Consider the following 19,019-nt stretch of genomic DNA (forward strand, 5'->3'; position numbering starts at 1 on the left):
CGAGCCGCTCCGCGGTTCACCGGACCGGCCGTGTCGCGTCGCTACCGCGAGTCGGCCATCGCGAGATGGATGGCCATCGGGGTGAGCGGCTGGCGCGTCAGGCGGGCACCGAGATGGGCGACCGCGTCGGCGACGGCATTGATGACCGCCGGCGGGGCGCCGATCGCCCCACCCTCGCCCATCCCCTTGTAGCCGCCCGGGTTGGTGGCGGCCGGTGTCTCGATGTGCCCGTACTCGATCACCGGAACCTCGGCGGCGGTGGGCAGCAGGTAGTCGACGAACGTCGTGCTCAGCGGGTTGCCGTCGTCGTCGTAGACCATGTGCTCGTACAGCACGCCGCCGATCCCCTGGACGACGCCGCCGGCGATCTGGCCCTCGACGATGTCGGGATTGATCATCACGCCGCAGTCCTCGCTCACCACGTATCGCAGCAGCCGGACCTCGCCGGTCCGCGGATCGACCTCGGCGAGGCAGGCGTGGCACGAGTTGGAGAACGTGAACGGGGCGTCGGGGCTGTAGCGCGCCTTCTCCTCCAGTCCCATCTCGAGGCCGGCCGGCAGGGCGGCCGGGTTGAGGTAGGCCATCCGGGCGACCTCGGCGATGGAGACTGACCTCGTCGGCGTGCCCGCCACCGAGACCGCTCCGGCGTCGACCACGAGGTCGTCGGCAGCGGCTTCGAGGTGGTGAGCGGCGATCTCGACGACCTTGGCACGCACCCGGTCGGCCGCCAGGTCGGCCGCGCCGCTCAGGATCACCGCGCTCCGGCTGCCGCCGGTGCCCGGGCCGAACGGCGCCGACGCCGTGTCGCCCTGGACGACGGTGACGTCGTCGACCGAGACGCCGAGCCGGTCGGCGACGACCTGGGCGATCGTCGTCTCCAGGCTCTGGCCGTGGTTGCCACTGCTCATCAGTGCCTGGACCTGACCGTTGACGCCGATGCTGACGACGGCGCCCTCGCTCGCCATGTTGCCGACGGCGAGACCCGACGGCTCGACGTAGAGCCCGAGTCCGACGCCGACGCAGCGGCCCTCGGCACGCGCCCTGGCCTGCTCGGCCCGGATCTCGTCGTAGCCGATCATGCTCACCGCCTGCTCGAGGGAGGCGGCGATCGACACCCGGTCGTACACCAGCCCGGCCGCCGTCGTGTACGGCAGGTCGATGTCGCGCACGACGTTGCGGCGGCGCAGCTCGAGCGGGTCGATGCCGAGCTCGCGGGCGACGTGGTCCATCATCTGCTCACGGATGACGGTCTCCATCATCCACGGTCCCCGGTACGAGCAACGCCCGCAGGTGTTGGAGTAGGCGGCCGTCGCGCTGAAAGCGACCTTGGGGATCCGGTACGGCCCGGCGAAGAGCAGCCCGACGAACCCGATGGCGCTCGAGCCGGCGGCGGGGAAGGCGCCGACGTCCTCCACCAGGTCGGCTCTCACTCCGAGGATGCGAGCGTCGGCGTCGAGCGCCACGCTCACGGTCATCGAGTCGTTGCGGGCGTGCTGGCCCGCCAGCAGGTTCTCGCGCCGGTCCTCGATCCACTTGACCGGCCGGCCGAGAAGCTTCCCGGCGATCACGACCGCCAGCTCGTCGGGAAGCATGAACATCTTCTGACCGAAGCCGCCGCCGACGTCACCCATGACGACGCGGACGCGGTTCTCGGGAAGCTGCAGCGCCCGCGACAGGAAGCCACGGACGCCGTGCGCTCCCTGGGTGGAGGTGTGGACCACGAGTTCGTTGCGGAACGCGTCGTACTGCGAGACGATGCCCCGGCACTCCATCGGGACGCAGAGGTAGCGGTGCTGGTGGAACGTCTCGGTGACCACCCGCTCCGCGTCCTCGAAGATGCGGTCGAGCTCGGGGTCAGGAGCCGCCGGGATCTGGCCCGCCACGTTGTCGGCCCGGTCCGGATGGACGGGGCGCGCCCCTGCCGCGAGTGCGGCGTCGACACCGACGACGGCGTCGATCGGATCGATCTCGACCTCGACGAGTTCGCAGGCGTCCTCGGCGACGTACCGGCTCTCGGCCACCACCATGACGAGCGGCTCACCGGCGAAGCGCACGTCGCCCTCGGCCATCATCCGGAACGGGCGGCCCTGGTCGCCACCTTCGAAGTCCACCCAGGACTCGGCGACGAGATGGTTGATGTCGGCGCCGCTGAAGACACCGACGACGCCGGGCAGCTCGCGGGCTGCGTCGGTGTCGAGCCGCACGATCGTGCCGGCCGCCACGTCGCTGCGGACGAACGCGACGTGCAACATGCCGGCGACGGACACGTCGTCGACGTACGTGCCGTGTCCGGTCAGCAACCGCGCGTCCTCGCGACGCTGGACGCGCTGGCCGACGAAGCGGTTCCCGGCCGGGCCGCTGCTCATGCCGTCACCCCGCTCGGTGCGCCGCCGCCCGCCGCTCTCGCGTTCCGGCGGCTGGCGACGAGTTGGACGGCCCGGACGATGCCCTGGTACCCGGTGCACCGGCACAGGTTGCCCGACAGACCGTCACGGATCTGGGCGTCGTCGGGGTCGGGATGGCGCTCGAGCAGGGCGTGGATCGAGACCACGAAGCCCGGCGTGCAGAAGCCGCACTGGAGACCGTGGCACTCGTGCATCGCCTGCTGGACGTCCGAGAGCTCGCCCGGAGCCGGCGCGACGCCCTCGATCGTCGTCACGGCCGCGCCCTCGGCCTGGACGGCGAACATCAGGCAGGCGCGTACCGCCTCGCCGTCGACGAGCACCGTGCACGCCCCGCACACGCCGTGCTCGCAGCCCAGGTGGGTTCCCGTGAGTCCGAGCTCCTCGCGCAGGGCATCGGCGAGCAGCGTGCGAGGATCCACGTCGATGCCCCGTTGCGACCCGTTGACGGTCATGGTCACGCGGACCGCGGTGTCGGCGGATGATCTCATCGTTCCTCCTCGGCGTTGCGCAGTGCCATGGTCCAGGCGTCGGCCATCATCGCGGCGGCAACCCGGGCGCGATAGGACGCGGGGACCTGGGAGTCGTCGGTGACGTCCTCGACGGACGCCAGCGCATCGTCGCCGAGGGCGGTCGCGTCGACGCTCGCGGCCGACCTGCCGATCAGCGTCCGCTCGACGGCATCGAGCCGGACGGGGATGTCGCTGACGCCGAAGAGGCCGAGTGCGCAGCGCACGATCGCGGCGTCGGCATCCAGTTCGACGGCAGCGACGGCGCCGGCGATGGCGAAGTCGCCGTGGCGCCGGGCGAACTCGGCGACGCCGAACCCGGAGCGGCCCGACCACACCGGGAAGTCGACGGACACGAGCACCTCGTCGGCCTCCATGCTGGTGGACCAGAACCCGGTGAAGAAGTCGGCGGCGGCGATCGTCCGCCGCCCGGAGGCCGACGCCACCGTCATCGTGGCGTCGAGTACCCGGGCGACGGCCGGGTACTCGGCCGACGGGTCGGCGTGGGCGATCGAACCGCCGACGGTGCCGCGGTTGCGGATCTGGAAGTGACCGATGTACGGCGTCACGAGCGTCAGCAGCGGCACCGCGTCCGCGACGCGGGGGTCGGTTTCGATCGCCGCATCACGTGTCCCGGCACCCACCGTGAGCCGGTCGGGGTGGCGTTGCACACCGCACAGCTCGTCCACCCGGCCGAGGTCGACGAGATCGTCGAAACGGGCCAGCCGCAGGTTGAGCATCGGGACCAGGCTCTGACCACCGGCAAGGATCTTGCCCCCGTCACCCACGGCGGCGATCGTCTGCAACAGCTCGTCGAGTCGTCGCGGCGCGTGGTACCGGAACGGGGGTGGCTTCACGACCGCCGCCAGACCAGCGGCAGCGAGATCAGCGACACCTGTCCGCCGCGGGCGAGCAACGGCTCGTCCTGGTCCACCTCGAACTCCGGGATCACCTTGAGCCATTCCTCGAGCGCCAGGCGCAACTCGACACGGGCGAGGTGCGAGCCCAGGCAGCGGTGCTCGCTCGCGCCGAAGGCGATGTGCCGGTTCGGGCTGCGGTCGATCCGCACCTGATCGGCGTCGGGGAAGACCCTGGGGTCGCGAGTGGCCGACTGGATGCTCAGCAGGACCATGTCGTCCTTGTGCATCGGGCAGCCCTTGAAGTTCACATCCCGTGTCACCTTGCGCGCCATCGAGACGATCGGGAAGACCCGGAGGAACTCCTCGACGGCACTGGGGATCAGCGCCGGCTCGCCGACCAGTCGGGAGCGGTCGGCAGGCGTTGTGGCGAGGTGCCACATCTGCCAGCCCAGCTGGCTCTTCAGCGTGTCGAGACTGCCGAGCGTGAGCGTGACCAGGATGTCGATGATGTCCGCATCCGGCATGGGAGCGTCACCGAGCGGCGCCGTGCTCATCATCGTCACGAAGTCCAGGGACGGATCGAGCGGCCGGCGGCGACGATCGGCCAGCATGTCCTCCCAGTACGCGGCCAACTCCCCCCAGGCCGCGGTCATCGCGGCTGCGGCTTCGTCACCCCCGCCGGCGTTGCCCGACATCCGGTGGGCGATCGAGACGAAGAACTCGGCGTCGTCCATCGGTAGGCCCATCGAGGCGAGGAAGCCGGCGACCGGAAACCGATCGCCGAAGGCCGCCATGTAGTCGCACGATCCGTCGTCGGCCACGCGGGCCACCTCGGCCGCGGCCAGCTCGCGAAGGCGCGGTTCGAGACGCTGCACCGAGGCCGGTGAGAACCACGGGTTCATGGGTCGCCGGTAGTCCATGTGGATCGGCGGGTCCGAGAACGAGGGCAAGAACCGGTAGGCGGGGTCGGGGTTCGTCGCGACGATGGAGTGGTTCGAGAACAGCTCAGGCGACTGGAAGGCCTCGCGGATGTCGTCGTAGCGCGTGAGGACCCAGTACCCCTGCGCCTCGGTGTTGAAGAAGTAGCGATGCTGCTCGCGCAGCTCGTCGATGGTCCGCCAGTGGGTCAGCGCTGGTGCCGTCTCGTTGAGATCGACGAACAGCGACGCGGGACTCTCCTGGTTCTCGTCGGTCTCGGTGACGTCGGCTGCGCCGGTCGATGCGTCCACGTGAACCCCCTCATACGACAGCGCCGAGCGCGGACAGCGACGCCGGGACCTTCGGTTCGGTCTGTCCACCGATCGAATCACGCTCTCGGGAGCAGTGTCAAGAATCCTCATCAAGAATACTCCGGTCGATCATCGACGCCGCGCCGGACTTCTCCTTCCTGTCCCGGAATCATTATGATGAATCTGCCGAAAGGGGTTATTCAATGTCCGACGAGAACCGACAGCTGCTGCTTCGTGAGCGTCCGCTCGGGGTGGTGACCGACGAGTGCTTCGAGATGGCGCGCACCGCAGTGCCCCAACCTGGCGACGGTCAGATCCTGGTCCGCACCCTGTGGCTCGGTTTCGAACCGGCAATGCGCGGCTGGTTGAACGACATCCGTTCGTACACACCGCCCGTGGGCATCGGTGAGGTGATGCGCGCGTGGGGTATCGGCCAGGTCGTCGACTCACGGCATCCCGACCACGCCGTCGGTTCTCTCGTCCACGGCGACCTCGGCTGGCAGGACTACGCCCTGCTCGACGGCGGCGACACCGGCATCGAGCGCGTGCCCGACGGCATCTCCGATCCGCGGCTGATGCTGAGTGTGGCCGGGCTGACCGGTCTGACCGCGTACTTCGGAATGACCGAGGTCGGCCGCCCCGAGGCCGGCGACGTGGTGCTCGTGACGGCCGCCGCCGGGGCGACCGGATCGGTCGCCGCCCAGATCGCCAGAGCACTCGGCGCGGGACGGGTGATCGGCACGGCCGGGAGTCCGGAGAAGCGGGACTGGGTGCGCGAGGTCGCCGGGCTCGACGACTGCCTCGACCACCACGACCCCGAGGTGCGCAGGGCGATCCGCTCCGCGGCGCCGGAGGGATTGAACGTCGTGTTCGACAACGTCGGCGGCTCGCTTCTGGACGCTGCGCTGTTCAACATCGCGGTCGGTGCCCGCATCGCACTGTGCGGTTCGATCTCGACGGGCTACCGGCCCGAGCGGCCCGAGGTCGGCATCCACTACTACCAGCTGCTCACCACGCGCCGCTCGCGCATGGAGGGCTTCTTGGTCTCGGACCACAGCGATCGCTACACCGAGGCCCGCCAGCGGCTGCTCGACTGGGTGGCGGACGGGAGCATCCGGGTGGAGTACGACGTGTTGGACGGCCTGGAGCACGCGCCGGAGGGAATCCGCCGGCTGTTCGAGGGCAAGAACCTGGGCAAGCAGCTCCTCCACGTCGCCGATCCCGGCTGACGCTCGCGCCCGGCGTCGGAACTCCGGTCTCAGGAGCGGGCTGCGAGGAGGCGCGCGGCCCGGCGCGCCAGCATCGGGATGTTGTCACCGCGTGACGCCATCCGTTCGTCGGTGCTCTCGCCGCGGACGTAGCGCTGGTGGAGCTGCTGCAGGATCACACATGTCCGCCAGCACGCGAACGCCTCGTACCACGCCACGTCACCGACATCGAAGTGCACCCGGTCGGCGTAGCGCGCCACCACCGCACTGCGGTCCGGTAGTCCCATCGACTCGAGACCGGGAACGTGAAGGGCACGGTCGTCAGGGGTGTCGGACGGGTCAGGCCAGTAGTTGAGGAGCGTGCCGAGATCGGCCAGGGGGTCGCCCAGCGTGGCCATGTCCCAGTCGAACACCGAACTGACGCGGTCGGGCCGACCCGGCACGAACTGGCAGTTGTCGATCTTGAAGTCGTTGTGGAGGATCGCCGGGGGCGGCGACGTCGGCGCCCGCCGCTCGAGCTCGTCGGCTGCCGGCGACATGATCGCGTCGAAGTCCTCGGTGGCCACGAGATCCCACCGCTTGCGCCAGCCGGCGAGTTGGCGCGCCATGTACCCGTCCGGTCGCCCGAGGTCGGCCAGATCACACCGGGCCGGGTCGACGTTGTGGAGGTCCGCCAAGGCGTCCACCGTCGCCAGGCCGATGCGATACGCCGCATCGTCGATGGCGGCGAAGCTGGGCGGGAGCACCGCCCAGATCACCTCACCGCGTCGGTACTCCGACACGACGAAGTCACTGCCGACGACACCGTGATCGTCGCAGAACAAGAACGCACGTGGTGCCCGGTCGTACTCTTGCCAGAGGCGCGACAGGACGCGGAACTCCCGCTTCATGTCATGGGCTCCCGGTGCGATCACCCCGAACGGGGGCCGGCGGAGGACGAAGCTCTGCTCGCCGTACCGGAGGAGGTAGGTCAGGTTGGCCGAGCCGTTCGGGAACTGCATCACGTCGAGGTCGCCGTCGACCTCGAGGTGCGACCGCACGTAGGCGTCGAGACGGTCCCAATCGAGCTCCTCCCCCGGCCGGACCGGGGCGACCTCGGGCGGTACGTGGTTCTGCCAGGTCTCCATCGGGACTACCGGGCCAGCACGGTGCAGGCGCTGATGCCGGGGGCACCGTAGACGTGCGTGAACCCTACCTGTGGATCGTTGGGCACCTGCCGATCGCCGGCCTCGCCCCGCAACTGCACCACGATTTCGTGCACCTGCCGCAGCCCTGATGCTCCGATCGGTTCGCCGTTGGCGATGCAACCTCCGTCGGTGTTGATCGGCAGCCGGCCGTTGATCTCCGTCGCCCCCGACATGATGAGGTCGACCTGCTCGCCATGCTCGCAGAGGCCCGTCTCGGCCATGTGCATCAGCTCAGCGCCTGCCTCGGTGTCCTGCACCTGGGCGACATCGACGTCGGATGGCTCGACGCCGGCCTGCTCGAACGCCTCCCTGGCCGCTTGCACCGTGGGCCCATCGGTCCGGTCGGGCGACAGCGAGGGAGAGAACACCTCGAACGTGCCGTAGGCGCGCGAGCGCATCACGCACGACTTCAGGTACACGGGCCGATCGGTGAAGCGTGACGCCAGCTCGGCCCGGCACAGCACGAGGGCGACGGCGCCTTCGGCGGGCGAGCAGAACATGTACTTCGTCAGCGGCTTGCTCAGCATGTCCGACGACTCGATCTCCTCGACGCTCATCGGGCGGCGCCGCCACGCGTTCGGGTTGAGCGCCCCGTTGCGGTACGCCTTGGCCGCGATCGCCGACAGGACGGCCGGGTCGATGTCGTGGTCGTGCAGGTAGCGCTGGGCCTTGATGCCGAAGAACTGCGTGGTCAGCATCAGGCCGGTCTCGCCGTACCACTCGCCGAGCCCGTAGGACGCAGGGTCGGCGTTGAATGCTCCCGGCGGGTGCTTGTCGAATCCGATGGCGATCCCCACGTCGTAGTCACCAGATCGGATGGCGCGATCGGCCATCGCCAGGCTGCTGCCGCCCGTGGCGCAGCCGTTGATGACGTTGACGAACTCGATCCCGGTCAGGCCGAGGTCGGCCACCAGGGCGTCGGCGTTGCCGGCTGCGGCGCTCCCCCCGAAGGCGAACTGCACGCCCCCCCAGCCGATGCCGGCGTGGGCAAGGGCCTGGCGGGCCGCGTGTGCGCCCTGCTCCCGCCCCGACACGCCGTCGTGACGGCCGAAGGGATGGATCCCCACGCCGACGATCGCTACCTCGGTCATGACGTCACCTCCGTCTCGGGGCCCGTGCTGGGCGCGAACGCGAACGTGTAGACCGCACCGTCGTCGCCAGTGCGGATCGGCTCCAAGACCAGCTGCAGGGCGTCGCCGACCTCGAGGGAGTCGACATCATCGGCGATGAGCCGCGACTCGACGAGGATCTCGTCGCCGAGGTTCACGTACCCGACGGCGTAGGGCCGGAACGGTCGTTCATCGGCGTTGAGATACGGGGTCTTCGGCGGGAACCCCTGGATCGTGTAGGCCCAGAGGGTGCCCCGAGTGGGCAAGGCGATCTCGCTGACCGCACTGCCGGTGCACTTGGGGCACGACTGCTGTGCGGGGAACGAAACGGTCCCGCAGGAGTCACACCGCGACCCCCGCAGCGCCCACCCGCCGGCCGGATCGGCGACGAAGAGCGCCTCGTCGACGAAGCGACTGCCGGTCCCATCGATTGTCACTGTCATCATCGCCCTCCGTTCAGGGCCACAGGCCCGCTCGACATCCTGACGCTGCGTGCCCCCCGTGGCAGGTGGCCGGTACCCCCGTGGGGGCCTCCACCGACGGACAAATCATCATTATAAATACGGCCACCGAGTGACCTCGAATCGTCATCGTGCGCTTCCTCCCAGGATCGCCCGCAGCTCACGCTTGAGCACCTTGCCCTGGGGACTCCTCGGCAACGGCTCGTCGACGATCCAGACGTGGACCGGCACCTTGAACGCGGCCAGCTGCGACGCGGCGTGGGCTCGCAGGCCGTCGACGTCGACATCGGCTCCGTCCCGGAGGCGGACGACGACACCCACCTCCTCGCCGAGCACGTCGTGGGGAACCGGTATGGCCGCCACCTCGTCGACTGCAGGATGCTCGAACATCGCCGCCTCGACCTCGGCGGACGACACGTTCTCACCGCCGCGGATGATCAGGTCCTTGGCCCGGTCGAGAATGGTCACGAACCCCCCGGCATCGACCCGGCCGATGTCACCTGTGCGGAACCATCCGTCGGCGAACGCGCTCGCGGTGGCCTCCGGCAGGTTCCAATAGCCACGCACCACGTTCGGCCCCCTGACGACGAGCTCACCGGTCGAGCCGGGCGGAAGCTGGTGACCCTCGTCGTCGACGGTCGCCACGTCGCACACCGGGATCGGCACCCCGACGCTGTCCGGCCGGTTCGCGTAATCGGCGCCGGAGATCATCGTGACGACGGTGCACGTCTCGGTGAGCCCCCAGCCGTTGCGCAGCGTTCGTTGCGGGAGGGCTCGGCGCACCCGCCGGGCCAGTTCGGGTGCGGCTGCTGCACCCCCGTAGGTCAGCGACACCAGACTGGAGAGCTCGCGTGTGGCGACGTCGGGATGGTCGACGAGCTGCCTGGTCATCGCCGGGACGCCGCTGAACGCGGTGATCCGCTCGCGCTCGATCAACTCGAGCGCGGCGCCGGCGTCCCACTTGGGCATGAGCACGAGCGCCGACCCAGCGGCCAGGCTGCCGACGATCAGGCCGTAGAGACCGGTGACGTGGAACAGCGGAACCCCCACCAGGAGGCGGGCCGGGCCGATCGCGCCGGCGACCTGCCGCCCAGCCCGGCGACTGTCCCGTGCCGACGTGAACGCCAGACTCGTCACACTGCTGCAGATGTTCCGGTGTGTGGCGATCGCGCCCTTCGGGCGACCTGTCGTCCCGGACGTGTAGAGGATGGTCGCGTCGGAGTCGGGGTGCACCGTCGCCGGTGGCAGCTCGACGCCGGGCCGGACCGGCCAGTCCCGGAAACGCCGTGTCCCGTCCGGGACCTCCCCGGCGCTGTCGTCGACGACGACGAGTTGCACGTCGCAAGCGGCGGCACGGAGCCGCGCCGCGCGCTCGGTGTCGCACACGACCAGGGCTGCGCCTGAGTCGTGGACGCCGAACGCCAACTCCGGTCCCGACCACCAGCTGTTGAGCGGTACGGCGACCGCACCGAGTGCAGCAATCGCCCAGAAGGCGACCACCCACTCGCTTCGGTTGCGCATGGCGACGGCGACACGATCTCCGTCGCCGACGCCGAACGTGTCGCGCATCTCGAGCGCGAAGGCAGCAACGAGGTCGAGGTGATCGGCGAAGGAGATCCGCCGCTGGCTGTCGACGAGGTATTCCCGCTCGCCGTGCCGACGGCTGGCCTCGAGCAGATCACGCAAGTTCGTCGGGGCGTGTTTCCACGTCCGGACGTCCCGTCCCCCGACGGCGACGGTCATCATCTCGAAGGGACCGCCCGTGGCCGTCAACTCGGCGTGCAGGGCACCGTACTCACCGTCGAACGGCGAGGAGCCGGCCGCGGCTGCCGGTTCGTGCGGGCGTTCCATGGAGGGTGATCAGCCCACCGCGTTGCCGGCGCGCAACCGTTCGACGGTCGCCGCGTCGTAGCCCAACTCGGCCAACACTTCGTCGGTGTGCTCACCGAGACCCGGTGCCGTCCCGAGCGTGGCGACCTCCTCGCCGAACTGGGCCGGCGCCGGCACGAGATTGATCATGCCGTTGCCCTCGTGCTCGATGCGCTGGACGAACCGGTTGGCGACGATCTGCTCGTCACGATGCGTCTCGCCGGCACCGAGCAACACGTCCCACTGGCCGGACTGCCGCGACAACAGGTCGCGCCACTCGTCGAGGGTGTGCTCGGAGAAGAGCGCGTCGAGCAACTCGATGCAGGCCGCTGAGTTGACCTTGCGTGCCTCGGCGTCGATGAAGCGGACATCGGACAACCACTCGAGCTTGTCGACCACGATGCAGAAGTCGGGCCAGTACCGGTCGGCCTGCAAGAACCCCAGGGCGATGTAGTGGTCGTCCTTGGTCCGGTACACGTTGGTGAGCGGGTTCGGCGTGGTGTCGTGCCGTTGGGGCGGGAGCTGATCGACTCCGAGCACGCTGGTCCCTGACACCGTCATGCCCATCGCCCAGAGCCCCGCCGACAGCAGCGACACGTCGACCACCTCACCGCGGCCGGTACGTTCCCGATGGAAGAGTGCAGTTCCGATCGCCCCCGCCAACGCCGTCCCGGTCTGCAGATCACCGAATCCCGGACCGGGCATCGAGAGTGGGAACTCACGATCGGCCGGTGTGACCCCGAGGGCCGCGCCCGACCGCCCCCAGTACGTGATGCCGTCGAAGCCGCCCTTGTCGGCATCCGCCCCGCGCGGTCCGTTGGCGCTCCCCCGCCCGTACACGATGCGGGGATTGCGCTTCAGGACGTCGGCGGGCTCGATGCCCAGCTTCCGGCGCGCCGGCGGCAGCAGGTTCGTCATGAACACGTCAGCGCCGTCGATGAGGCGCATCAGCACCTCTCGCCCCTCGTCGTCGGAGATGTCGATCCCCACCGCGCGCTTCCCCCGGTTGACCGCCTCCCACAGGTGGGCAACACCTTCCACCTTGTTGGGGACTCCCCAGGCCGCGGTGTTGCGGCCCGGGTCACCGTACGACGGATGTTCGACCTTGATGACGTCCGCCCCCCAGTCGCCGAGGATCGCGGCAGCTGCCGGGACGAAGACGTAGGTGGCCAGTTCGATCACCCGGATCCCCTCGAGCGGCTTCGTCATTGGTCGTACCTTCCTCCCACCCGACCGGGTGTCGACTCCCTAAAGATCATGATGAACATTGCAGGGCGACGCCGCCGGTGTCAACGTGCGCGGTCGCCCGTCGGCCGTCATGCTCCGCAACCCTGAGGGTGGCGGCCGGTCATCGCGGTCGGCCGAACCGACGAGGCGCGGAGGAGGCGGCGGTGCGACCGCCCCCTCGGCGGCTCAACGGAACAGCGCGTCCCACTCCTCGATGAAAGCACTCAGCGCCTCGGGCTGCTGCCCCTCGAGGTCCACGTCCCGCACCTGCTCATTGGTGGCGAGCGCACCAGGAACATCGGCGATGACGGCCCCGCCGGAGTGGATCGGCTCCTGCCCCGCCATCGTCACCATGAAGTTGGCGAACAGCTGCGCCGCGTTCGGGTTGGGGGCGTCGGCGATGATCGTGCCGAAGAACTTCGCACCCCAGAGCGCATCGGGAATGGCGAAGTCGACCGGCGCCCCGTCGTCGATCGCCTCCACGAACGACGGCACCGGAGCGATGTACGAGCCGGCGATGATCTCTCCGGCGATCAGCGCTTCCTGCATCGCACCGCCACTCGTGTAGATCCGCGGCTCCTGCTCGGCCAAGTCGGCGACGAACGTGTCACCGTAGGTCTCGTCGAGCCACGCGTAGTAGTCGGCCAGAACCGGCGAGATGGACGGGTCCACGACGCCGATCCTGCCTCCGGCGAGTTCCGGATCGAGCAGGTCGGGGTAGTCGGTGAGCCCGTCGGGGTAGTGGTCGGTGTTCCACGCGAACGTGAAGACGACCGAGCTGACCTCGAACACGCCGTCGTCGTGGACGTAGGCCTCGGTGTCGTAGTCCGACTCACAGGTGAACTGCGGACCCGTCGGCTCGGCGAACCACCCCTCGGCGCCCTTCTCGGCCACCCACGCCGGCGCTGCGGACACCATGAGGTCGGCGGCGTGCCGACCGGTCTCCTGTTCGGCCTCGACGCGAGCGATCGCCGTCGCGTCGACGTCGCGGACGATCTCGACGTCGATGTCGTCGTACTCGGCCTCGAAGAGCTCGGCCAACCGGTTGAGATTGTCGAGACCCTGGCTCGAGTAGACGGTGAGCTCACCCTCCTCCTGCGCCGCAGCGACCAGAGCCTCGAGCCCGTCGGCGATGCAGGCTTCGTCGACGGCGGGCGCCGAGGATTCGTCGGTGCCGCCGACAACAGTCCCGGCCGGCGTGGTGTCGTCGCCCTCGTCGGCCTCGTCGGCCTCCGAACCCGCCGCGACCGACCCCGCCGCGGCGACCGCCAGGCCCACCGCGACCGCCGCCGACAGCAGCATTCTTCCGTGACCCCGAATCCTCATCGTCCCCCCTTGGAAAGTGCGGCGCGCGTCAGCGCGCCGGTCTGAACTCGATTGAAGGATAATCATCAGGAGGAATCTGGTCAAATCGATGGCCAGAAATGATCATGATGAAATATTGACTCGGGGAGGACCCGAGTCGTATCGTCCGGGTGTCGCCGGGGGGCCGATCGGGCTCCACGCCAGACGGGGGTACCACCTGTGACCGACGTGTACGACCACCGCGACCGATGCGCCATCGTGGGCATCGGCGCGACCGACTTCAGCCGGGATTCGGGACGGAGCGATCTGTCCCTCGCTGCGCAGGCGGCCCTCGCCGCGCTCGATGACGCCGGTCTCACGGCTGCCGACGTCGACGGGATCGTCCGGTGCGACGCCGACACCGTGCTGCACAACGACCTCGCCGACTGCCTCGGAATCGACAACCTCACGTTCTGGTCACAGGTCGGGCCCGGCGGCGTGGCACCGTGCGCAATGGTCGGCCAGGCGGTGGCGGCGATCCTGTCCGGACAGGCGACGACGGTGCTGGTGTTCCGCGAGCTCAACGGGCGCTCAGGCCGGCGCTACGGCCGTTCGTCCCAGACCGAGGCACGGGTGGGCGGAGCCGGCACCTACGACGAGTTCTTCGCCCCGTCGGGGCTGCTCACGCCCGGCCAGATCTTCGCCCTGATGGCGCAACGCCACTTCGCCGAGTTCGGCACGACCTCCGAACAGCTCGCCCACGTCGCCCTCACCTGCCGCAAGCGAGCGAATGCCAATCCCCGCGCCCAGATGCACGACCGCACGCTCACGCTCGACGACTACCTCGCCTCGCGTGTGATCGCCAGCCCGCTGCGCCTGTACGACTTCTGCCTCGAAACCGACGGCGCGTGCGCAGTCGTCGTCACGAGCATCGAACGGGCCCGCGATCTCCGCCAGCCACCTGCCGTGATCCGTGCGGTCGCTCAGGCCGGGATTCCCGATCCCCAACCCGGGATCCAGTTCCCCGTGCTGATGAGGGACTCCATCACCGAACTGCCGGCGAAGAACGTCGGCGAGCTGCTGTTCCGGCGCGCCGGACTCGGCCCCGGCGACATCGACGTCGGACAGTTCTACGACTGCTTCTCGATCACGGTCCTGATGCAGCTCGAGGACTACGGGTTCTGCGAGAAGGGGGAGGGCGGTCCGTTCGTCGCCGGCGGCGACATCGATCTCGGTGGGTCCATCCCCATCAACACCGGTGGAGGTCACATGTCCGAGGGATACATCCACGGGATGAATCACGTCGTGGAGGGGGTTCGGCAGATCCGCGGCTCGTCGACGTCGCAGGTGGACGGCGCCGAGACCTGCCTCGTCACCTCGACCCCGCTGCCGCCCGGGAGCGCCCTGATCCTCCGGAGCGACCGGTGACAGGGCTGGTCCCGGTCGACGGCGACCTCGACACCGGAGGGTTCTTCGAGGCCGCCCGGCGAGGCGAGCTGGCCGTGCGGCGCTGCAACGGTTGCGATGCGCTGCTCCACCTGCCGCGCGCGTACTGCAAGCGGTGCGGCAGCTGGGACGGCCGCTGGGAGACGGTGGCCGGGACCGGGACCGTCTACTCGTGGTCGGTCGTGGAGCACCAGGTGCATCCGGCCTACCCGGTCCCCTACACGATTCTCCTCGTCCAGCTCGACGACGAACCCGCCGCGCGGTTCGTCGGTCACCTCGACGGTTCCCCCGACGTGTCGATCGGGCAGCCCGTCGAGGCGTGGTTCGACCGCGTCGACACTGTCGACGGCGACACCGTCGTACCTCGCTGGCGCCTCGCCTGACCACCGACGCATTTCCCGAACGAGCCCGGGCACCCGGGATAACGTCGCCCGGATGGCACGGAAAGCACGCACGGCCGCGCCGCAACGACAGGGTTCGCTCGCGATCGCGACGGGAACGTCGCGGCGGCCGCTCAAGACGTCCGAGAGCGTTGCGCGCGACATCGTGCGCCACATCGTCACCGCCGGGCTCGAACCGGGGGACAACCTCCCCCACGAAACGGCGATGCTGGCCGAGTACGGGGTCAGCCGCGAGTCGCTGCGCGAGGGCCTGCGGCTTTTGGAAGTGCAGGGCCTGATCACCATCCGCCGTGGCCCCGGCGGCGGTCCGGTCGTCGGCGCCGTCGATCCAGCCCATCTCGGTCGGGTCTCGACCCTCTACTACCACCTCGCAGGGGCGACCTATCGCGAGCTGTTCGAGGCGTGGGTCACCGCCGAGGTGTACATCGCCGACCTGGCCGCACGGAACCCCGACCGCGAGCTGGTACGAACAACCATGGCTCGATTCCGCGGTCATCACCCTGCGGTCGACGAGCCGCTGATGCAGTTCGTCGACGACCACTCCTCGTTCCACGAGGCGCTGGGCACGCTGGCGCGGAACAAGGTCATGCAGCTCTCCCTGATGGCGATCGGGCAGATCGTCACGCACCACATTCTCAGCCACGCCGACCCGCGGGCGGCCGGCACGATCATCGAGAGCGGTCACGAGGCGATCGCCGCCGCGGTCGCGGCCGGGCATGCCTCCAAGGCGAGGACCCTCATGGAGCGGCACGTCCGCGAGATCGTCTCGTTCTACGAGGCCGAGATCGGGCCGCAAGACGACTACATCGAGTGGCGTTGACCGGCGCCCATGGCGCGGTCGGTTCCCCACGGTCGACGCGTCGTCAGCGCGGCACCTCGCGCCACGACACGTCCTTGTCGACACGCGGCTCGGACGGCAGGCCGAGCACGCGCTCGCCGAGGATGTTGCGCTGGACCTCGTCGGAGCCACCGGCGATCCGGTAGCCCGGCGCACCGAGCAGGTGCTCGCCCCAGGCGTAGGTTCCCCACTCGCCGGTGTCGGCCACCAGCGACGGCCCGAGGATCTCGGACACGATGTCCGAGAACAGGGCCATGCCGTTGGTCCAGAGGAGTTTGCCGAGCGAACCCTCCGGTCCGGGCACTCCCCCCGACCTGCGAACCGCGGCCGCCCGCCGATTGACGAGCTCTTCCACGCGGTGGTGTGTGTAGGCGGTGGCGAGCCGCTGACGGTGCACCGGATCCCCCGTCACGCCGCACGCACGGGCCGTCGCCAGCAGCTGGCGCCAGGAGCCACCGACCCGGGCGCTGCCCGAGCCGTCGGAGTGGTCGCGCTCGAAGCCGAGGGTGGTCAGGGCGACCTTCCAGCCCTCGCCGACCGGGCCGAGGCGCATCGTGTCGGGAACCCGGACGTCGTTGAAGAACACCTCGTTGAACGAGGAACCGCCGCTCATCTGCTTGATCGGCCGGATCTCGATGCCGTCGAGGTTCATCGGGATGAGGAACGCCGTCATGCCCCGATGCTTGACGACGTCGGGATCGCTCCTGGCGATCAGCTCGCCCCATTGCGCGAACTGGGCACCCGAGCTCCAGACCTTCTGGCCGTTGATCACCCACTCGTCGCCGTCGCGATCGGCTCGGCAGCCGAGGCTGGCGAGGTCGGAGCCGGCACCCGGCTCGGAGAAGAGCTGGCAGCAGATCGACCTCGCCGCGAGCAGGTCGGGAAGCACGTCACGGCGTTGATCGTCGTTGCCGAACAGGCGGACCGTGGGCGCGACCAGGCGCGTCGTCACGCTGTGGGCCTCGTGGCCGGTGGGTCGGACGTAGCGGCGCTCGAGCGCGGCGAACGCCCGGTTGAACTCGGGCGGGAGATCGAGGCCGCCGAACTCGGCCGGCCACGAGATGGCGTGATAGCCCCGTTCCGACTTGGCTTGGGTCCACGCCTGGGCGCGGTTGATCAGGGCCCGCTCGTCGTCCTCGCTGAGGGCGTGGAACACCGACACGCTGAAATCGCCCTTCCCCCACACCAACTCATCGGTCGAGGAGTCCGGAAGGGGCTCGGCGTGCTCGTCCAGCCAGGCGCGAGCTTCGGCGAGGAAGCGGTCGAGGTCGCGGGGGTCGTCCATCACTCAGATCGTTGTCGTCGGGGGCGGGCGGGGGCTGCGGTCAGTCGAGGTGGTACAGGGCGGCGGCGTTGTCGTGGAGGATCTTCCTGAGATGGGGCTCGGGGATGTCGCCGAGCTCCTTGGCGATGTACTCACGCGGCTCGACGGCGGAGCTCGCCGGGCCCGGCGCCATGCTCGTCGGGTGCGGGAAGTCGCTCTCGTAGAGGATCCAGTCCGAGCCGAACTGCTCGATCGCCGCCTTGACCGTCGGCCCCTCGAACCAGAAGCAGCCGTACATCTGCCGCAGGAAGTACTCGCTGGGCAGCAGGTCGTACTCGGGGTGCTCTTGCGGAACCCCGCAGTTCTTCCATTGCCAGTCGAGGTGCTCGAGCGCGAACGGCAGCCAACCGACCCCACTCTCGACCGACACGAACTTCAGATCGGGGAAGCGGTGGCACACGCCGCCCGTGATGAGGTTGGCGACGACACTGACGTTGGCCACCCCGAACTGGACGCCGAAGCCGGCGTAGTTGGCGTGCTCCCCGGCGCCGTCATAGGCACGGTCGAAGATCGACATGTCGCCCGATCCGATGTGGAAGTTGACCGACAGGCCGTTGGCCTGGCAGGTCGCCCACAGCCGATCCCAATGCGGATCAGCGAGCTTGGGCATGTTCCAGAAACCCGGCTCGCCCGTCATGATCACGCCCTTGTGCCCGAGGGCGAGGGCGCGCTCGATCTCGGCCTCCGTCGCCTCGAGATCCCAGAACGGCAAGGCCATGATCGGCACGAACCGGCGCGGGTCGATGGCGCAGTACTCGGCCAGGAAGTCGTTGTACGCCCGCACGCAGGCGAGCATCAGCTCGTGATCGCCGATCGTCAGCATCTTGCCGGCGCCGAACCCGGCAACGTTGGGATAGAGGACGGCCGACCAGATGCCGTACTTGTCCATGATGCGGAGGCGTTCCTCGGCGTTCCACGTCGCCGGGTCGACGTCACCGAGCCGCGGCGGGTGTTGCGGCGGGAACTGGTTCCAGCCGGCCTGGGCGGCACCGGCCGCCGCGCCGACGCGCTTCTCACCGAAGAACCACGCGTCCTCCTGGAGCGCCTCGTCCCACCGCACGTGGGGGACCTTGTCGCCCCATCTCTCGACGGAGAGGCGCGACGTCCACAGGTCGTACGGCTCGATCACGTGGGTGTCGGTGTCGATCACCTTGTACTGGTCGACGTCTGACGGTTGCATCGATCCCCCTTCGGACAAATTCATTATGAGATTTACTCGGAGATGCCGCTCGATGTCAACCCGCGGGCGCCTTCGTCAGTCCGACGACGGCAGCGACTTGGCATCCTGCAGGCCGAGGACCGTGTCACCCACCGACAGGTCCCCCTCGCCCGCCTTGACGCACAGCACCTCGAGCCCGAGCTCTCGATCGCTGTAGCGCTTGCCGATCAGCGTTCCCGACCCCGTTCGTCCGGCGCCGGCCGGCGAGGCCGGGGCAGACGGGGCCGGGGCAGACGGGGCCGCGGCATCGAACGGGAGCATCGCGACGCCCCCGCAGCGCAGATCCACGTCGACACCGGCCGGCGCCCGCACCACCATGATCTGTGTCTCGCACACTGCACTTCGCAGCCGCGTCCCAACGGCAAGCTCCATCGGCCCCTCCTTCGACTCCACCATAAATGATCATGATGAATCTGGCAACCGCTGATGGAACGGCTCGACGCCGG

General features: G+C 69.3%; 17 protein-coding genes. 4 read left to right on the plus strand and 13 right to left on the minus strand.

Going from position 1 to position 19,019, the window contains the following annotated elements:
* Positions 1-41: 41 nt before the first annotated feature.
* From DN771_RS08325 to DN771_RS08340, 4 genes are read right to left on the minus strand one after another with little or no spacing between them, the layout of a single operon-like run.
* Complete coding sequence (locus DN771_RS08325; RefSeq protein ID WP_116996901.1) at positions 42-2,366, minus strand: xanthine dehydrogenase family protein molybdopterin-binding subunit; 2,325 nt, start codon at positions 2,364-2,366, stop codon at positions 42-44.
* The gene (locus tag DN771_RS08330; protein ID WP_116996902.1) at positions 2,363-2,893 is read right to left on the minus strand and encodes a (2Fe-2S)-binding protein; all 531 of its coding nucleotides are present in this window, start codon (positions 2,891-2,893) and stop codon (positions 2,363-2,365) included. The genes DN771_RS08325 and DN771_RS08330 overlap by 4 nt, the downstream gene beginning before the upstream one ends.
* The gene (locus tag DN771_RS08335) at positions 2,890-3,768 is read right to left on the minus strand and encodes an FAD binding domain-containing protein (RefSeq protein WP_116996903.1); all 879 of its coding nucleotides are present in this window, start codon (positions 3,766-3,768) and stop codon (positions 2,890-2,892) included. The genes DN771_RS08330 and DN771_RS08335 overlap by 4 nt, the downstream gene beginning before the upstream one ends.
* Complete coding sequence (locus DN771_RS08340) at positions 3,765-5,000, minus strand: cytochrome P450 (RefSeq protein ID WP_162941709.1); 1,236 nt, start codon at positions 4,998-5,000, stop codon at positions 3,765-3,767. Before DN771_RS08340 ends, DN771_RS08335 begins: the two co-directional genes overlap by 4 nt.
* Positions 5,001-5,203: 203 nt before the next feature.
* On the opposite strand from DN771_RS08340, the gene DN771_RS08345 reads away from it, so the two are divergent.
* Positions 5,204-6,229 carry an NADP-dependent oxidoreductase gene (locus tag DN771_RS08345; protein ID WP_116996905.1) on the plus strand — a complete coding sequence of 342 codons (1,026 nt, stop codon included), beginning with the start codon at positions 5,204-5,206 and terminating at the stop codon, positions 6,227-6,229.
* A gap of 29 nt (positions 6,230-6,258) precedes the next feature.
* On the opposite strand, the gene DN771_RS08350 is transcribed toward DN771_RS08345, so the two are convergent.
* The 6 genes from DN771_RS08350 to DN771_RS08375 all read right to left on the minus strand — a co-directional run bounded on the left by DN771_RS08350 (position 6,259) and on the right by DN771_RS08375 (position 13,387).
* Positions 6,259-7,335: a phosphotransferase family protein gene (locus DN771_RS08350; protein ID WP_116996906.1), complete on the minus strand. Its 1,077-nt coding sequence runs from the start codon at positions 7,333-7,335 to the stop codon at positions 6,259-6,261.
* 5 nt (positions 7,336-7,340) lie between these two features.
* Entirely contained in the window at positions 7,341-8,486 is a 1,146-nt protein-coding gene (locus DN771_RS08355) for a thiolase family protein (RefSeq protein ID WP_116996907.1), read from the minus strand.
* Positions 8,483-8,947 (minus strand): Zn-ribbon domain-containing OB-fold protein, encoded by a 465-nt coding sequence (locus DN771_RS08360; RefSeq protein WP_116997039.1) that lies wholly within the window; start codon positions 8,945-8,947, stop codon positions 8,483-8,485. Before DN771_RS08360 ends, DN771_RS08355 begins: the two co-directional genes overlap by 4 nt.
* Before the next feature lie 144 nt (positions 8,948-9,091).
* Positions 9,092-10,816 carry a class I adenylate-forming enzyme family protein gene (locus DN771_RS08365; protein WP_116996908.1) on the minus strand — a complete coding sequence of 575 codons (1,725 nt, stop codon included), beginning with the start codon at positions 10,814-10,816 and terminating at the stop codon, positions 9,092-9,094.
* Between the two features lie 9 nt (positions 10,817-10,825).
* Complete coding sequence (locus DN771_RS08370) at positions 10,826-12,043, minus strand: CaiB/BaiF CoA transferase family protein (protein WP_116996909.1); 1,218 nt, start codon at positions 12,041-12,043, stop codon at positions 10,826-10,828.
* Between the two features lie 204 nt (positions 12,044-12,247).
* Positions 12,248-13,387 (minus strand): ABC transporter substrate-binding protein, encoded by a 1,140-nt coding sequence (locus tag DN771_RS08375; protein ID WP_162941710.1) that lies wholly within the window; start codon positions 13,385-13,387, stop codon positions 12,248-12,250.
* 198 nt (positions 13,388-13,585) lie between these two features.
* On the opposite strand from DN771_RS08375, the gene DN771_RS08380 reads away from it, so the two are divergent.
* From DN771_RS08380 to DN771_RS08390, 3 genes are read left to right on the plus strand one after another with little or no spacing between them, the layout of a single operon-like run.
* The gene (locus DN771_RS08380) at positions 13,586-14,773 is read left to right on the plus strand and encodes a thiolase C-terminal domain-containing protein (protein WP_116996911.1); all 1,188 of its coding nucleotides are present in this window, start codon (positions 13,586-13,588) and stop codon (positions 14,771-14,773) included.
* The gene (locus tag DN771_RS08385) at positions 14,770-15,174 is read left to right on the plus strand and encodes a Zn-ribbon domain-containing OB-fold protein (protein WP_116996912.1); all 405 of its coding nucleotides are present in this window, start codon (positions 14,770-14,772) and stop codon (positions 15,172-15,174) included. The genes DN771_RS08380 and DN771_RS08385 overlap by 4 nt, the downstream gene beginning before the upstream one ends.
* A 52-nt stretch (positions 15,175-15,226) precedes the next feature.
* Complete coding sequence (locus tag DN771_RS08390) at positions 15,227-16,012, plus strand: FadR/GntR family transcriptional regulator (RefSeq protein ID WP_116996913.1); 786 nt, start codon at positions 15,227-15,229, stop codon at positions 16,010-16,012.
* Between the two features lie 43 nt (positions 16,013-16,055).
* Here the strand turns inward: DN771_RS08390 and DN771_RS08395 are convergent, their stop codons facing one another.
* The 3 genes from DN771_RS08395 to DN771_RS29395 form a co-directional block, all read right to left on the minus strand.
* Positions 16,056-17,315, minus strand: a complete 1,260-nt coding sequence (locus DN771_RS08395) for an acyl-CoA dehydrogenase family protein (protein WP_116996914.1) — start codon at positions 17,313-17,315, stop codon at positions 16,056-16,058.
* Positions 17,316-17,355: 40 nt separating this feature from the next.
* Positions 17,356-18,534 (minus strand): amidohydrolase family protein, encoded by a 1,179-nt coding sequence (locus tag DN771_RS08400; protein WP_116996915.1) that lies wholly within the window; start codon positions 18,532-18,534, stop codon positions 17,356-17,358.
* A 75-nt stretch (positions 18,535-18,609) separates the two neighbouring features.
* Positions 18,610-18,945, minus strand: coding sequence for a hypothetical protein (locus DN771_RS29395; protein ID WP_162941711.1), 336 nt, complete (start codon positions 18,943-18,945; stop codon positions 18,610-18,612).
* Positions 18,946-19,019 lie beyond the last annotated feature (74 nt).

This window comes from Desertimonas flava (assembly GCF_003426815.1).
GTDB classification, from domain to species: Bacteria; Actinomycetota; Acidimicrobiia; order Acidimicrobiales; family Ilumatobacteraceae; genus Desertimonas; species Desertimonas flava.

What these genes read in the sequence shown, in the direction of transcription:
- DN771_RS08325 (WP_116996901.1), bottom strand. Translation starts at nt 2,366, where the DNA reads ATGAGCAGCGGCCCGGCCGGGAACCGCTTCGTCGGCCAGCGCGTCCAG.
- DN771_RS08330 (WP_116996902.1), bottom strand. Translation starts at nt 2,893, where the DNA reads ATGAGATCATCCGCCGACACCGCGGTCCGCGTGACCATGACCGTCAAC.
- DN771_RS08345 (WP_116996905.1), top strand. Translation starts at nt 5,204, where the DNA reads ATGTCCGACGAGAACCGACAGCTGCTGCTTCGTGAGCGTCCGCTCGGG.
- DN771_RS08350 (WP_116996906.1), bottom strand. Translation starts at nt 7,335, where the DNA reads ATGGAGACCTGGCAGAACCACGTACCGCCCGAGGTCGCCCCGGTCCGG.
- DN771_RS08355 (WP_116996907.1), bottom strand. Translation starts at nt 8,486, where the DNA reads ATGACCGAGGTAGCGATCGTCGGCGTGGGGATCCATCCCTTCGGCCGT.
- DN771_RS08360 (WP_116997039.1), bottom strand. Translation starts at nt 8,947, where the DNA reads ATGACAGTGACAATCGATGGGACCGGCAGTCGCTTCGTCGACGAGGCG.
- DN771_RS08365 (WP_116996908.1), bottom strand. Translation starts at nt 10,816, where the DNA reads ATGGAACGCCCGCACGAACCGGCAGCCGCGGCCGGCTCCTCGCCGTTC.
- DN771_RS08370 (WP_116996909.1), bottom strand. Translation starts at nt 12,043, where the DNA reads ATGACGAAGCCGCTCGAGGGGATCCGGGTGATCGAACTGGCCACCTAC.
- DN771_RS08375 (WP_162941710.1), bottom strand. Translation starts at nt 13,387, where the DNA reads ATGAGGATTCGGGGTCACGGAAGAATGCTGCTGTCGGCGGCGGTCGCG.
- DN771_RS08390 (WP_116996913.1), top strand. Translation starts at nt 15,227, where the DNA reads ATGGCACGGAAAGCACGCACGGCCGCGCCGCAACGACAGGGTTCGCTC.
- DN771_RS08395 (WP_116996914.1), bottom strand. Translation starts at nt 17,315, where the DNA reads ATGGACGACCCCCGCGACCTCGACCGCTTCCTCGCCGAAGCTCGCGCC.
- DN771_RS08400 (WP_116996915.1), bottom strand. Translation starts at nt 18,534, where the DNA reads ATGCAACCGTCAGACGTCGACCAGTACAAGGTGATCGACACCGACACC.
- DN771_RS29395 (WP_162941711.1), bottom strand. Translation starts at nt 18,945, where the DNA reads ATGGAGCTTGCCGTTGGGACGCGGCTGCGAAGTGCAGTGTGCGAGACA.